This is a genomic window from Streptomyces sp. NPDC059443 (assembly GCF_042750105.1).
In the GTDB taxonomy this organism is placed as follows: domain Bacteria; phylum Actinomycetota; class Actinomycetes; order Streptomycetales; family Streptomycetaceae; genus Streptomyces.
In genome coordinates this window covers 208,242-222,776 of sequence record NZ_JBHYVM010000008.1, presented here as the reverse complement: position 1 = coordinate 222,776, position 14,535 = coordinate 208,242, and the positions used below count along the sequence as shown (strand labels likewise).

Here is a 14,535-nt window from a genome sequence, read left to right as displayed (position 1 = left end):
CGTCCGGACATGCGACGACCCCCGCCGGGGGGGAGAGCGGGGGTCGTCCCCACGGTCCGACTCGGGGGGGGAGGAGCCAGACCGGGTTAGCACGGTCGCGAACGATCCGTGACTTCCATGGTGTACCCGAGAGGCTTCCCAGGCAAACCCACGCGCCACACTTTACGCCGAATGGTGGGCGCATATGCTCGGGTCGTGGAAAATCAGCCCTTGCCGCACTCCGCGCCTCGTACCGCAGCCTTCTTCGACCTGGACAAGACGGTCATTGCGAAGTCGAGCACTCTGACGTTCAGCAAGTCCTTCTACCAGGGCGGCCTGATCAACCGACGGGCCGTGCTGCGCACCGCCTATACCCAGTTCATCTATCTGGCCGGCGGCGCCGACCACGATCAGATGGAACGGATGCGGGAGTACCTGTCCGCCCTGTGCAAGGGGTGGAACGTACAGCAGGTACGGGAGATCGTCGCCGAGACCCTGCACGACCTCATCGACCCGCTGATCTACGACGAGGCCGCGTCCCTCATCGAGGCCCACCACACGGCGGGCCGCGACGTGGTGATCGTGTCCACCTCCGGCGCCGAAGTGGTCGAACCCATCGGGGAGATGCTCGGCGCCGACCGGGTCGTCGCCACCCGGATGGTCGTGGGCGAGGACGGCTGCTTCACGGGCGAGATCGAGTACTACGCCTACGGACCCACGAAGGCGGAGGCGGTACGCGAGCTCGCGGAGTCCGAGGGGTACGACCTCGCGCGCTGCTACGCCTACAGCGACTCGGCGACCGACATCCCGATGCTCGAAGCGGTCGGGCACCCGCACGCGGTCAATCCCGACCGGGCGCTGCGGCGGGAGGCGGTGGCGCGGGAGTGGCCGGTGCTGGTGTTCAACCGGCCGGTGCGGCTGAAGCAGCGGCTGCCCGGGCTGTCGATGCCCGCGCGGCCGGCGTTGGTCGCGGCGGCGGCGGTGGGGGCGGCGGCCGCGACTGCCGGGCTGGTCTGGTACGCGAGTCGGCGGCGGGCGCTTGCGGCTGCCGCGTCGGCCTGATCCGGCCCGCCTGAGCCTGTCGACCCGCCTGCGGTCCGCCGCGGCCGGGGCCCAACGCCGGGCCCCGGCCCAGCGCGACCGCTGAGCCCCGCTGCGGCTCGGCAGCCGGCTCGGCCGTGTCGGGTCCCGGCGGGGCGGGCGTTGGGGCTGCCGCTGCGCGGGGCCGTCCCCTACCCGCCCTTCCACCGTTCCCCGGGCTCCGCCCGGACCCGGTCCTCAAGCGCCGGACGGGCTGGAGGGGGCCCCGGGCTCTGCCCGGACCCGGTCCTCAAACGCCGGACGGGCTGAAGGTGCCGGACGGGCTGGAGGCTCCGGGCGGGATGGAAGCAGGGCGCGGGCCCGCGCCGACCTCGGCGCGCAGGCGGGTGACCTGCGGCGATGGCAGGTGTCCGGTATGGGTGGAGATCCGATGGAAAGCAAAGAAATGTGGCCAGGGGTTTCGCTCGGGTCCGAAGCGGAGTACAAAGGAGTCAACGGCCCGCGAGACCAAAGAACATCCGAGAGGATCATCTTTCAAACGCAGTAAGGCCCACGGACCGAAGCATGAACGCCGAGCACCCACGCGACGTCGACCCGTCGATTACGGGCCAGCCGCACCAGGTAACGGGCAAAGTCCCCGACCTGATGGGCAACTATCGAGGACGCTTGGTAACTGGGCGCAAGTGCCAGCGGCGACACCAGAGCAGTACGGTGTCGCCGCAACCCATGTCCGGAGTAAACCCGCCTCAGGCCGCGCCGCGCTGGAGCGCCTCGCAGACCGCCGTCGATTCGCGGACTCCGAGCTCGATCGCGCGGCCGCAGTGCGCGATCCAGGCCGACATCCCCTCCGGGGTCCCGGAGACGTAGCCCTCGAAGGCCTCCAGGTAGGCCTCCCGGCCCTGCTCCGCGTGGCCGACCTCCGCCGGGCAGATCGCCTTCGGGTCCAGGCCGCTGTTGATCAGCACGATCCGTTCCGCCGTCCGCGCCACGAGGCCGTTGTACGAGGTGAACGGGCGCAGGGCGAGCAGTTCTCCGTGGACCACCGCCGCCGTGATCAGCGCCGGGGCGGAGCCGCCCGCGATGATCAAGCGGGAGAGTCCGTCCAGCCGGCCCGCCACCTCCTCGGCGTCCGGGGCGGGGACGTGGCCGAGCAGCGGCTCGTCGACGCGTTCGCCCGCCAGTCGCGGGCGGCCGACCACGTCGCCCTCGGCCGTGGAGCCCGACGCCACCAGGTGGAGCCGCGCCAGGACCCGTAGCGGAGACTGCCGCCAGATGCTCAGCAGCTGGCCCGCCTCGGCCGTCAGGCGCAGGGCGGCGCCCACCGTGCGCGCCTCCGGGTCCTGGCTGAAGTCACTGCGCCGGCGGACCTCCTCCAGTGCCCAGTCGGCCCCCGACAGGGCCGCGCTGCCGCGCGCGCCGCGCAGGGCGGCCTCCGAGGCGATCGCCCCCGAGCGGCGGCGCATGACACGGTGGCCGTAGACCCGGTCCACGGCCTTGCGTACGGAGTCCACCGACTCGGCGACGCCCGGGAGGGCACCCAACGGGGCGAGTGGGTCGGCGGCGGATGCGGGCCCGGAAGCAGAAGTGCTACTCATAAGTAGGGAGCCTACGCACTGCTTCCCCATAGCACCGACCCCTCCTTGGAGTGGTCTTCTTCACTCAGGGATGCAACACAAAGCCACTGACCCACTACGCTTTGTGAACATGAAGATCGCTTTCGTGGGGAAGGGCGGCAGCGGCAAGACCACGCTGTCCTCCCTTTTCATCCGCCACCTCGCCGCCAATGAAGCTCCGGTCGTCGCGGTGGACGCCGACATCAACCAGCACCTGGGCGCCGCGCTCGGGCTCAGCGACGACGAGGCGGCCGCGCTGCCCGCGCTGGGCGCGCACCTGCCCCTCATCAAGGACTACCTGCGGGGATCCAACCCGCGCATCGCGTCCGCCGACACCATGATCAAGACCACCCCGCCCGGCACCGGCTCGCGACTGCTGCGGGTCGACGAGGACAACCCGGTCTACGAGGCCTGCGCGCGCACGCTGCTGCTCGACGGGGAGCCCGTCCGGCTGATGGCCACGGGGCCGTTCACCGAGTCCGACCTGGGGGTCGCCTGTTACCACTCCAAGGTCGGCGCGGTCGAGCTCTGCCTCAACCACCTGGCGGACGGACCGGACGAGTACGTGGTCGTCGACATGACGGCCGGCTCGGACTCCTTCGCCTCCGGCATGTTCACCCGCTTCGACGTGACCTTCCTGGTCGCCGAACCGACCCGCAAGGGCATCTCCGTCTACCGCCAGTACAAGGAGTACGCGCGGGACTTCGGGATCACGCTCAAGGTGGTCGGGAACAAGGTGCAGGGCCCCGAGGACATCGAGTTCCTCCAGGACGAGGCCGGCGACGACCTGCTGGTCACGGTCGGGCACTCGGACTGGGTGCGGGCGATGGAGAAGGGCCGGCCGGCCGCCTTCGAGCTGCTGGAGGCGACCAACCGGCTGGCCCTGCAGTCGCTCCAGGACGCGGCGGACGACTCCTACGCGCATCGCGACTGGACGCGGTACACGGAGCAGATGGTCCACTTCCACCTGCGCAACGCGGAGAGCTGGGGCAACGCGAAGACCGGGATCGACCTGGCGGAGCAGGTCGATCCCGGTTTCGTCCTACGGGAGCTGCTCAGTCCTCGTTCTGACTCGCTTCGGCCGGCTCCGCAGCCGGCTTGACCCCGGCGGGGGCGGCCGGCTTCGCCGGCGGCCCCGCCGTCAGGAACTTGTTCCAGCCCTCCTTCGGCGCCTCGCCGACGTCGAGGGTGCGCATCCACTCCAGGGTCTTCGGGTCCTGCGCGTCCAGCCAGTCCGCCAGCTCGCGGAACGGCACGCAGCGGACCTCCTTCTGGGTGCACATGGTCTTGATGGACTCCTCGACGGCGTGCATGTAGGTGCCGCCGTTCCAGGACTCGAAGTGGTTGCCGATGATCAGCGGCGCACGGTTGCCCTGGTAGGTCCGCTCGAAGGCCTTCTGCAGGCCCTCGCGCATCTGCTCACCCCAGTACGCGTGCTGGGAGGGGTCGCCCTGCGTGGTCGTACCGGACTGGTTGACCAGGTAGTTGTAGTCCATCGAGAGCGTCTCGAAGGCGCGGCCCGGCATGGGCACCAGCTGGAGCGGGATGTCCCAGAGGCCGTCGGTCTTCTTCGGCCAGATCTGCTTGCTGATCCCGCTGGAGTCGTACCGGAAGCCCATGTCCTTCGCCGCCAGCATGAAGTTCTTCTGGCCTTCGAGGCAGGGGGTGCGGGCGCCGATCATCTCCTTGTCGTAGTCGAAGGGCAGGGCCTCCATGCCCTTGAGGTCCGGCGAGTTGGTCTTCCAGTTCTTGACGAAAGACTTCGCCTGGTTGATCTCGCTCTTCCACTCGTCGACGGACCAGGTGCCGACGCCGCCGTCGGGGCCGCAGAAGTGGCCGTTGAAGTGGGTGCCGATCTCGTTGCCCTCCAGCCAGGCCGCGCGGACCTGGGTGGCGGTGTCCTTGATGCCCTGGGGATCGCCGAAGCCGATGTCGGAGCGGCCCGCGGAGTGCTGGGGCGCCGTGTAGAGGGAACGCTTCTCCTCAGGGAGCATGTACACGCCGCTGAGGAAGTACGTCATGCGGGCGTTGTACTTCTTGCCGACCTCACGGAAATGCGAGAAGAGCTTCTGGCTGTCCTCGCCCGCCCCGTCCCAGGAATAGACGACGAACTGCGGCGGCTTTTCGCCCGGCTTCAGCTTCTCCGGCTTCGTCACGTTCGGCTGCCGCCCGGTGTAGGCGGTCGAGCCGTCGCCGATGAGCTGGTTGACGCTGCCCGGGGCCGGGGCTTCCGGGGCGGCGGGGCCCTTCTTGGCCGCCTGGCCTCCCGGTGACGGCTGCCGGGCGGGCTCCGAGGTGCTGCACCCGGCCACTCCCATGACCAGCGCCGCGGCGACCACACCGCCCGCGATCTTCTTCTTGGCGGCCTTCTTCGTGGCTGTCATCCGCACACCTCTTCCCTCGCTGTTCCGTCGCAGGACTTCCGCGCCGCAACGTCCCATGCGGTCCGTTTTTAGGAAGGTGTGACAAGCCGGACTAAATGCTTAATCACTCTTGAGCGCTAATTCCTAGGCCGTTTGCCCGTATTACCTACCACTGGCCTTTACTCTCCATTACCGTTCATTTACCGAGTGTTGAGACTCCCGCCGCTTCACCCCTCCCCCGAGGAGACGGGACCTATGAAAGTCACCAAGAACCTCTCCGCCGACCTCTCCGCCTCCCTCGCCGTCTTCCTGATCGCCCTGCCGCTCTCCCTCGGCATCGCCCTGGCCACCGGCGCCCCGCTCCAGGCGGGGCTCGTGGCCGCGGCGGTCGGCGGGATCGTGGCCGGGCGGCTCGGCGGGACCCCGCTCATGGTGAGCGGACCCGCGACCGGACTCACGGTCGTCACCGCCGAGTTGATCCAGCACTACGGATGGCGCACCACCTGTGCCATCACGGTGCTCGCCGGCTGCTGCCAGCTCGGCCTCGCCGCCCTGCGGACCGCCCGGTCCGCGCTGATGGTGAGCCCGGCCATCGTCCAGGGCCTGCTCGCGGGCATCGGCGTGACGATCGCGCTGGCCCAGCTGCACATCGTGCTCGGCGGCACCCCGCAGAGCTCGGCCCTGGCCAATGTCCGAGGGCTGCCCGGCCAGTTGGCCGAACTGCATCCCGCCGCGCTCGGTGTCAGCGTGCTCACGCTGGCCGTGCTGTTCGGCTGGCCCCGGCTGCCCGGCCGGGTGGGCCTGGCGCTGCGCAAGGTGCCGGCCGCGCTCGCCGCCGTCGCCGTCGCCACGGTCTTCGCCGCCCTCGCCGGACTGACCCTGCCCCGGGTGGACCTGCCGTCCTGGAGCGGCCACGCGCTCCCCGAACTTCCCGAGGGGCCGGTCCTCGGCATCATCGCCGCCGTGCTGACCATCACCATGGTCGGCAGCGTGGAATCACTGCTCTCCGCGGTGGCCACCGACAAGCTGATCGCCACCGAGCGACGGACGGGCGACCGCCCCGCGCGGGCCGACCTCAACCGCGAACTGCGGGGCCAGGGCGTGGCGAACATCGTCTCCGGGGCACTGGGCGGACTGCCCGTCGCGGGCGGCGCCGTCCGCAGCGTGGCCAACGTCAAGTCCGGGGCCGTCAGCCGCCGGTCGGTCATGCTGCACGGGCTCTGGGTCCTGCTCGCCGCCGGGCTGCTCGTCCCGGCCCTCGACCTGATCCCGCTCGCGGCGCTGGCAGCGCTCGTCCTGGCGGTGGGCGTGCAGATGGTGAGAGCCACGCACCTGCGCACGGTCACCCGGCAGCGCGAAATCCTGGTCTACGTCACCACGATCACGGCCGTGGTGCTCGGCGGGGTGCTGGAGGGCGTAGCCATCGGCATCGCGGTGGCCGTGGGCCTGGCCCTGCACCGCCTCGCCCGGACCCGGATCACCATCGAACAGCTCGACAGCGGGGTCCACCGGGTGTGGGCGCGCGGCCAGTTGACCTTCCTCGCGGTGCCTCGGCTGAGCCGGGTGCTGAACCAGATCCCGCACGACGGGCACGCGGTCATCGAGCTCGACGGTTCCTTCATCGACCACGCCGCCTACGAGACGCTCCAGGACTGGCAGACCTCCCACCTGGCCAACGGGGGCTCGCTGGAGGTCACCGGCCGGTCCGGGGCCAGGATCGCCGAAGCCGAGCGGGCCCAGCGGTCCGGGCACGCGGAGCGGGCCCACCGGGGTGAGCAGCCCGGGGACCACCACTGCTGCCGGCCCTGGACGCCGTGGCAGAACCACTGCGACCACCGGGCCACGACACCCCGTACGGCCGTCGCGCCCGCCCCCGTCCCCGCCGCCCCGAGCACTCCCCGCAGGCGTGGCGCCGGTCAACTGGCCAACGGGATCGGCGCCTTCCAGCGGGACACCGCGCCGCACGTGCGGGACGAGCTGGCGCGGCTGGCCCGTGAGGGGCAGCGGCCCTCCCAGCTCTTCCTCACCTGCGCGGACTCCCGCCTGGTGACCAGCATGATCACGGCCAGCGGCCCCGGGGACCTGTTCACCGTCCGCAACGTCGGCAATCTCGTCCCGCTCCCCGGCGCCGAGTCCACGGACGATTCGGTCGCGGCGGCCATCGAGTACGCGGTGGACGTCCTCCAGGTCGACAGCATCACCGTGTGCGGGCATTCGGGCTGCGGGGCCATGCAGGCGCTGCTCAACTCCTCGCCGGGGGCCCCGATGACCCCGCTGCGGCGCTGGCTGCGGCACGGGCTGCCCAGCCTGGAGCGGATGGCCAGCCGCCATCACGCCTGGGCCCGGATCTCGGGCAGGCTGCCGGCGGACGCCGTGGAGCAGCTGTGCCTGACCAATGTGGTGCAGCAACTGGAGCATCTACGGGCCCACGAATCGGTGGCCCGGCGGCTCGCCGAGGGCACGCTGGAGCTGCACGGGATGTACTTCCACGTCGGCGAGGCCCAGGCGTATCTGCTCTCGGAGGGCGAGGACTTCTTCGACTGCCGGGTCTTCGACACCGTTTACGCGGAGTCGCTGCGCGGCTGACCCCAGCTGACCGCGCCGGACCGGGACCGACCGGAGCCGCCATGGTCCTACCGGGGCGTACTGCGCTCCGCCGGACGCATGAACCGATACCCTCCCGTATCCGTGCCACTCAGTGGCCCCTTTCCGCGCCCCTGCCGCGGGATGGGGCCACTCGTGCGTCGGCCCAGCCGAATAATAGGTCTACACCAATTTCCGGCAACCCCTTGTCACCTGGGCCATTGACTGATGAGCTATGCCCGGGGACACAACGGACACCCTGGGAAAGGGAGATGTCGTGAGCAATGAAAGCCTGGCCAACCTGTTGAAGGAAGAGCGCCGATTCGCTCCTCCTGCCGACCTGGCCGCCGCTGCCAATGTGACAGAGGCTGCGTACGCCCAGGCCGACGCGGACCGGCTGGGCTTCTGGGCCGAGCAGGCGCGGCGGCTCAGCTGGGACACCGAGCCGACCGAGACGCTCGACTGGAGCAACCCGCCCTTCGCGAAGTGGTTCGCGGACGGCAAGCTGAACGTCGCCTACAACTGCGTGGACCGCCACGTCGAAGCCGGGAACGGCGACCGCGTCGCCATCCACTTCGAGGGCGAGCCCGGCGACAGCCGCGCGATCACCTACGCCGAGCTCAAGGACGAGGTCTCCAGGGCCGCCAACGCCCTGACCGAGCTGGGCGTACGGGCCGGCGACCGCGTCGCCGTCTACCTGCCGATGATCCCCGAGGCCGTCATCGCGATGCTCGCGTGCGCCCGGGTCGGCGCCGCGCACTCCGTGGTCTTCGGCGGTTTCTCCGCCGACGCCGTGGCCTCCCGCATCCAGGACGCCGACGCGAAGCTGGTCATCACCGCCGACGGCGGCTACCGCCGCGGCAAGCCTTCCGCCCTGAAGCCCGCCATCGACGAGGCCGTCGGCAAGTGTCCGCAGGTCAAGCACGTGCTGGTGGTGCAGCGCACGGGCCAGGACACCGACTTCACCGAGGGCCGCGACGTCTGGTGGCACGAGATCGTCGGGCGGCAGAGCGCCGAGCACGCGCCGCAGGCCTTCGACGCCGAGCACCCGCTCTTCATCCTGTACACCTCGGGGACCACGGGTAAGCCCAAGGGCATCCTGCACACCTCCGGCGGCTACCTCACGCAGGCCTCGTACACCCACCACGCGGTGTTCGACCTGAAGCCGGAGAGCGACGTCTACTGGTGCACGGCCGACATCGGCTGGGTGACCGGGCACTCCTACATCGTCTACGGGCCGCTCGCCAACGGCGCCACCCAGGTGATGTACGAGGGCACGCCGGACAGCCCGCACCAGGGCCGGTTCTGGGAGATCGTGCAGAAGTACGGCGTCACGATCCTCTACACCGCGCCCACGGCGATCCGCACGTTCATGAAGTGGGGCGACGACATCCCCGCGAAGTTCGACCTGTCGAGCCTTCGCGTCCTGGGCTCGGTCGGCGAGCCGATCAACCCCGAGGCATGGATCTGGTACCGCAAGCACATCGGTGGCGACCGCTGCCCGATCGTGGACACGTGGTGGCAGACGGAGACCGGCGCGATGATGATCTCGCCGCTGCCGGGGGTCACCGCGACCAAGCCCGGTTCGGCGCAGCGCGCCCTGCCCGGCATCGCCGCCACCGTCGTGGACGACGAGGCGAACGAGGTCCCGAACGGCGGTGGCGGCTACCTGGTCCTCACCGAGCCGTGGCCGTCGATGCTGCGCACCATCTGGGGCGACGACCAGCGGTACATCGACACCTACTGGTCGCGCTTCGAGGGCAAGTACTTCGCGGGCGACGGTGCCAAGAAGGACGACGACGGCGACATCTGGCTGCTCGGCCGCGTGGACGACGTGATGCTGGTGTCCGGCCACAACATCTCGACCACCGAGGTCGAGTCGGCCCTCGTCTCGCACCCCTCGGTCGCCGAGGCGGCCGTCGTGGGCGCGAACGACGAGACCACCGGCCAGGCCATCGTGGCCTTCGTCATCCTGCGCGGCAGCGCCTCCGAGACGGACACCCTGGTCGCGGAGCTGCGCAACCACGTGGGTGCCACACTCGGCCCGATCGCCAAGCCGAAGCGGATCCTGCCGGTGCAGGAGCTGCCGAAGACCCGCTCGGGCAAGATCATGCGGCGACTGCTGCGCGATGTGGCCGAGAACCGCGCGGTCGGTGACGTCACCACCCTCGCGGACTCCTCGGTCATGGACCTGATCCAGAGCAAGCTACCGGCCGCCGGCAGCGAGGACTGAGGTCCCGGCACGACCCGTAGGACCCGCAGGACCCGCAGGACCCGTAGGACACGGCGGGAAGGGGCATTCGGCGCGACGCGCCGGATGCCCCTTTCGCGCATAAAGTGATGATCGCCGGATGCACCCTTGCCTACGCCCTGTAAAGTATGAGAAACGTAAATAATTACTCCACAGGGTGCGCCGGGAAGTCTGGTCGGCAACGTGCTTCGTCATGCCGTCCAACCCACCCCGGAGGTGCCACCCGTGGCCGCGCCCAGCCCCACCGACAACCAGAGCCGCAAGTTCCTCGGCCGCCTCTCGCTGCCGGAGCGCCGCTTCGTGGCCGACGCCCTGCGCGCCGAGACGGTCGGCGGCGTACTGCTCCTCGTGGCCGCGATCGCAGCCCTCATCTGGGCGAACGTCCCGGCCATCTCGGCGGGCTACGACAGCGTCCGCTCCTTCCACATCGGCCCCGCCTCCCTCGGCCTGGACCTCTCGCTCCAGCACTGGGCGGCCGACGGCCTGCTCGCCGTCTTCTTCTTCGTCGCCGGCATCGAGCTCAAGCGCGAGCTCGTCGCGGGCGACCTGCGCGACGCCAAGGCGGCCGCCCTCCCGGTGATCGCCGCCGTCTGCGGCATGGCCGTGCCCGCGCTGGTCTACGTACTGGTCAACGTGCTCGGCGACGGATCGACCGGCGGCTGGGCGGTTCCGACCGCCACCGACATCGCCTTCGCGCTCGCCGTCCTCGCCGTCATCGGTACCTCGCTGCCGTCCGCGCTGCGCGCGTTCCTGCTGACCCTGGCCGTGGTCGACGACCTGTTCGCCATCATGATCATCGCGGTGTTCTTCACCAGCGAGATCAACTTCCTGGCGCTCGGCGGCGCGGTCGCCGGCCTGGTCCTCTTCTGGTTCCTGCTGCGCGTGGGCGTCCGCGGCTGGTACGTCTACCTCCCGCTCGCGCTGGCGATCTGGGGCCTGATGTACAACAGCGGGGTCCACGCCACCATCGCCGGTGTCGCCATGGGCCTGATGCTGCGCTGCCACCGCAAGGATGGCGAGGAGCACTCCCCCGGCGAGCACATCGAGCACCTCGTACGGCCCCTCTCGGCCGGTCTCGCCGTCCCCCTCTTCGCGCTCTTCTCCGCCGGCGTCTCCCTCTCCGACGAGTCCATCGGCCAGGTCTTCACCCGGCCCGAGACCCTCGGCGTGGTCCTCGGACTCGTGGTCGGCAAGACGGTCGGCATCTTCGGCGGCACCTGGCTCGCCGCCCGCTTCACCAAGGCCGAACTGAACGAGGACCTCGCCTGGCCGGACGTCTTCGCCGTCGCCTCCCTCGCCGGCATCGGCTTCACCGTCTCGCTGCTGATCGGCGAACTCGCCTTCACCGACGACCCGGTCCTCACCGACGAGGTCAAGGCCGCCGTCCTGATCGGCTCGCTCATCGCGGCGGTCCTCGCGGGCACCATGCTCAAGATGCGCAACCGCAAGTACAAGGCGCTCACCGACGACGAGGAGCGCGACGAGGACCTCGACGGCATCCCGGACATCTACGAGCAGGACAAGCCGGACTACCACCTGCGGATGGCGAAGATCTACGAGGCCAAGGCCGCCGAGCACCTGCGCAAGGCCGAGGCGGCCACGGTCGCGGCGGCCGTCGCGGGCGAAACGGCGGACCGAGCGGCGGCCGAAGCGGCGGGCGGGTCCAGCGCCGAGGGCAGCCGTCCGGCATGATCTGACCTGACGGAGGACAGCGACGGAGGACAGCCGTCGCCGACGGACGACAAAGGGAGAGAGCGATGAGCGCAGTGGACCAAGAGGCCCCGGGAGCCGAGCGCACACTCGGTCAGCTGGTCGCCTCGGCCACCGCCGAGATGTCCGCCCTGGTGCACGACGAGATCGCCCTCGCGAAGGTGGAGATCCGTCAGGACGTCAAGCGGGCGGGCATCGGCAGCGGCGCCGCGATCGTCGCGGGCGTGCTGCTGCTCTTCTCTCTGCCGGTGTTCAGCTTCGCCGCGGCGTACGGGATCCATAACCTCGGCGTCGGGCTCGCCCTGTCCTTCCTCTACGTCGGCTTGGGGTTCTGCCTGCTCGCGGTGCTGGTCGGAGTGCTCGCCGTGGTGAAGTTCAAGAAGATCAAGCCTCCGACCAAGACCATCGCCTCCGTGAAGGAGACGGCGACCCTCGTGGGCACGGTCAAGCCGCACGCCCGCTCGGTCAGTGACCAGGCCGTGGGTGTGGCACGCTCGTCTTCATGACAGCGCCCTCCGCGGACCCCGGCACACCTCCCACCACCGCCTCCGCGGTACGGCTCGCCATCCCCGGCGGGCGCGAGGTGCTCCACCGGGACGTCGCGGCCAACGGGGCCCGGTTCCACGTCGCCGAGGTCGGCGACGGGCCGCTGGTGCTGCTGCTGCACGGTTTCCCGCAGTTCTGGTGGACCTGGCGGCACCAGCTGACCGCGCTGGCCGACGCCGGGTACCGCGCGGTCGCGATGGACCTGCGCGGGGTGGGCGGCAGCGACCGCACCCCGCGCGGCTACGACCCGGCCAACCTGGCGCTCGACATCACCGGGGTCGTACGGTCCCTCGGCGAGCCGGACGCCGCCCTCGTGGGGCACGACCTGGGCGGCTACCTCGCCTGGACGGCGGCCGTGATGCGGCCCAAGCTGGTGCGCCGGCTGGTGGTCTCCTCCATGCCGCACCCGCGCCGCTGGCGCTCCGCGATGCTGTCCGACTTCGGGCAGACCCGCGCCAGTTCGCACATCTGGGGATTCCAGCGGCCCTTCGTGCCCGAGCGGCAGCTCGTCGCCGACGACGGGGCGCTGGTCGGGGAGCTGATCCGGGACTGGTCCGGGCCCCGGCTGCCCGAGGAGGAGGACCTCCGGGTGTACCGGCGGGCGATGTGCATCCCGTCCACCGCGCACTGCTCGGTCGAGCCGTACCGCTGGATGATGCGGTCCATGGCCCGGCCGGACGGGCTCCAGTTCAACCGGCGCATGAAGCGGCCGGTGCGGGTGCCGACGCTGCACCTGCACGGCTCGCTCGATCCGGTGATGCGGACGCGGAGTGCGGCGGGGTCCGGGGAGTACGTCGAAGCCCCGTACCGCTGGAGGCTGTTCGACGGGCTGGGGCACTTCCCGCACGAGGAGGACCCGACGGCCTTCTCGACCGAGCTGGTCAACTGGCTGAAGGATCCCGAGCCGGACCGCTAGGCCGTGGGCGGTTCATGCGGGCGCTTCGCGCGAGTGATTCATATGACAAGCATTCAATTGCCTGGCGCATAGGCCAATTGGCCGCCCCCAACGCGATTACCGACCTTGGGCCCCGGGCACAGCTCGGAGTATGGGTTGGACGCACGACCACGGTGACACCGCACACGAACGCCGCTCGACGAGCACGCCGGGCACGCACAGGGGGCACGGCCAGAGCGGCCACGACCCCAGACTGGGGATTCCGCGCATCCTGCGCCGACGGGCCCGCTGGGTCTCCGCCCGCCTGAGGCACCAGCGCACGTAGACCCGGCCGCTCCGGTGGGACCTACAGGGCGCAGCCCTGGCTGTCGGCCCGCCGGTCGGCCGTCTTCCCGGTCCGGATGTCGTCGCGGATCTCGTCCGCCGTCAGGGCGTAACCGGTGTTGGGGTCGTCGAGGGACTTCGCGAAGACGACCCCGTACACCTTGCCCTCGGGCGTCAGCAGCGGGCCGCCGGAGTTGCCCTGGCGGACCGTCGCGTACAGCGAGTAGACGTCCCGTCGGACGGTGCCCCGGTGGTAGATGTCCGGGCCGCTGGCGTTGATCCGGCCGCGGACGCGCGCCGAGCGGATGTCGTACGAGCCGTTCTCCGGGAAGCCGGCGACGATCGCGTCACCGCCGCTCGCCGCGCCCTTCTCGGTGAACTCCAGCGCGGGCGCCTTCAGCTTCGGCACGTCGATGACGGCGATGTCGCGCTCCCAGTCGTAGAGCACGACCTTGCCGTCGTAGAGCCTGCCCTCGCCGCCGACCTGCACGGTCGGCTCGCCGACCCCGCCGACCACGTGCGCGTTGGTCATCACCTTGCCCGGCGCGAAGACGAAGCCGGTGCCCTCCAGCACCTTGCTGCACGCGGGCGCCGTGCCGACGACCTTCACGATCGAGCGCTTGGCCTGCTCGGCCACGGGGCTGCGCGCGAGCAGCGGGTCGGGCGCCTTGACCTCGGTGATCGGCTCGTTGGAGAACGGGCTGAAGACCTGCGGGAAGCCGTTGCGGGCGAGGGTGGAGCTGAAGTCCGAGAACCAGGTGTTCGCCTGCGCGGGAAGGACCCGCGAGACGCCGAAGAGCACCTTGGAGTTGCGGACTTCCTTGCCCAGCGTGGGAAGTGACGTACCGGCGAGCAGGGAGCCGATCAGCCAGGCCACCAGCAGCATCGCGACCACGTTCACCAGGGCGCCGCCCGTCGCGTCGAGCGCGCGGGCCGGGGACCAGGTGATGTGGCGCCGGAGCCTGTTGCCCAGGTGCGTGGTCAGCGCCTGGCCGATCGAGGCACAGATGATGATCACGACGACGGCGATGACCACGACCGTGGTGGACGCCTGGGCGCCCTTGTCGGTGACCCGGTCCCAGATCAGGGGCAGCAGGGACACGGCGAGGAGGCCACCGCCCAAGAAGCCGATCACCGACAGGATGCCGACGACGAACCCCTGGCGGTAGCCCACGATCGCGAACCATACGGCGGCGAGCAGCAGCAAGATGTCCAGCACGTTCACGTGGG

At 70.4% G+C, this 14,535-nt stretch carries 10 protein-coding genes; 7 read left to right on the top strand and 3 right to left on the bottom strand.

All coding sequences use genetic code 11. The features are described 5' to 3' along the window. Window positions 1-171: 171 nt before the first annotated feature. Complete coding sequence (locus tag ACFXDJ_RS11055) at window positions 172-1,041, top strand: HAD family hydrolase (RefSeq protein WP_384652422.1); 870 nt, start codon at window positions 172-174, stop codon at window positions 1,039-1,041. A gap of 725 nt (window positions 1,042-1,766) precedes the next feature. On the opposite strand, the gene ACFXDJ_RS11050 is transcribed toward ACFXDJ_RS11055, so the two are convergent. Next, window positions 1,767-2,615 carry an oxidoreductase gene (locus ACFXDJ_RS11050; RefSeq protein WP_384652420.1) on the bottom strand — a complete coding sequence of 283 codons (849 nt, stop codon included), beginning with the start codon at window positions 2,613-2,615 and terminating at the stop codon, window positions 1,767-1,769. Window positions 2,616-2,724: 109 nt separating this feature from the next. Between ACFXDJ_RS11050 and ACFXDJ_RS11045 the strand changes: the two genes are divergently transcribed. Continuing rightward, complete coding sequence (locus ACFXDJ_RS11045; protein WP_384652418.1) at window positions 2,725-3,735, top strand: ATP-binding protein; 1,011 nt, start codon at window positions 2,725-2,727, stop codon at window positions 3,733-3,735. On the opposite strand, the gene ACFXDJ_RS11040 is transcribed toward ACFXDJ_RS11045, so the two are convergent. Further along, window positions 3,689-5,017: a hypothetical protein gene (locus ACFXDJ_RS11040; protein WP_384652416.1), complete on the bottom strand. Its 1,329-nt coding sequence runs from the start codon at window positions 5,015-5,017 to the stop codon at window positions 3,689-3,691. The two genes, ACFXDJ_RS11045 and ACFXDJ_RS11040, sit on opposite strands and share 47 nt — an antisense overlap. Before the next feature lie 234 nt (window positions 5,018-5,251). Between ACFXDJ_RS11040 and ACFXDJ_RS11035 the strand changes: the two genes are divergently transcribed. The 5 genes from ACFXDJ_RS11035 (at window position 5,252) to ACFXDJ_RS11015 (ending at window position 13,002) form a co-directional block, all read left to right on the top strand. After that, on the top strand, window positions 5,252-7,582 hold the full coding sequence (locus ACFXDJ_RS11035; protein WP_384652414.1) for a SulP family inorganic anion transporter: 2,331 nt from the start codon (window positions 5,252-5,254) through the stop codon (window positions 7,580-7,582). A gap of 232 nt (window positions 7,583-7,814) precedes the next feature. Next, the gene (acs, locus tag ACFXDJ_RS11030; RefSeq protein WP_384652412.1) at window positions 7,815-9,812 is read left to right on the top strand and encodes an acetate--CoA ligase; all 1,998 of its coding nucleotides are present in this window, start codon (window positions 7,815-7,817) and stop codon (window positions 9,810-9,812) included. A 243-nt stretch (window positions 9,813-10,055) separates the two neighbouring features. Further along, window positions 10,056-11,522, top strand: coding sequence for a Na+/H+ antiporter NhaA (gene nhaA / locus ACFXDJ_RS11025; protein ID WP_384652410.1), 1,467 nt, complete (start codon window positions 10,056-10,058; stop codon window positions 11,520-11,522). A gap of 65 nt (window positions 11,523-11,587) precedes the next feature. Then, on the top strand, window positions 11,588-12,046 hold the full coding sequence (locus ACFXDJ_RS11020) for a phage holin family protein (protein ID WP_384652408.1): 459 nt from the start codon (window positions 11,588-11,590) through the stop codon (window positions 12,044-12,046). Continuing rightward, window positions 12,043-13,002, top strand: coding sequence for an alpha/beta fold hydrolase (locus ACFXDJ_RS11015; protein ID WP_384652406.1), 960 nt, complete (start codon window positions 12,043-12,045; stop codon window positions 13,000-13,002). The genes ACFXDJ_RS11020 and ACFXDJ_RS11015 overlap by 4 nt, the downstream gene beginning before the upstream one ends. Before the next feature lie 325 nt (window positions 13,003-13,327). Here the strand turns inward: ACFXDJ_RS11015 and ACFXDJ_RS11010 are convergent, their stop codons facing one another. Next, window positions 13,328-14,530, bottom strand: a complete 1,203-nt coding sequence (locus ACFXDJ_RS11010; RefSeq protein WP_384652404.1) for a MarP family serine protease — start codon at window positions 14,528-14,530, stop codon at window positions 13,328-13,330. Window positions 14,531-14,535: the final 5 nt, after the last annotated feature.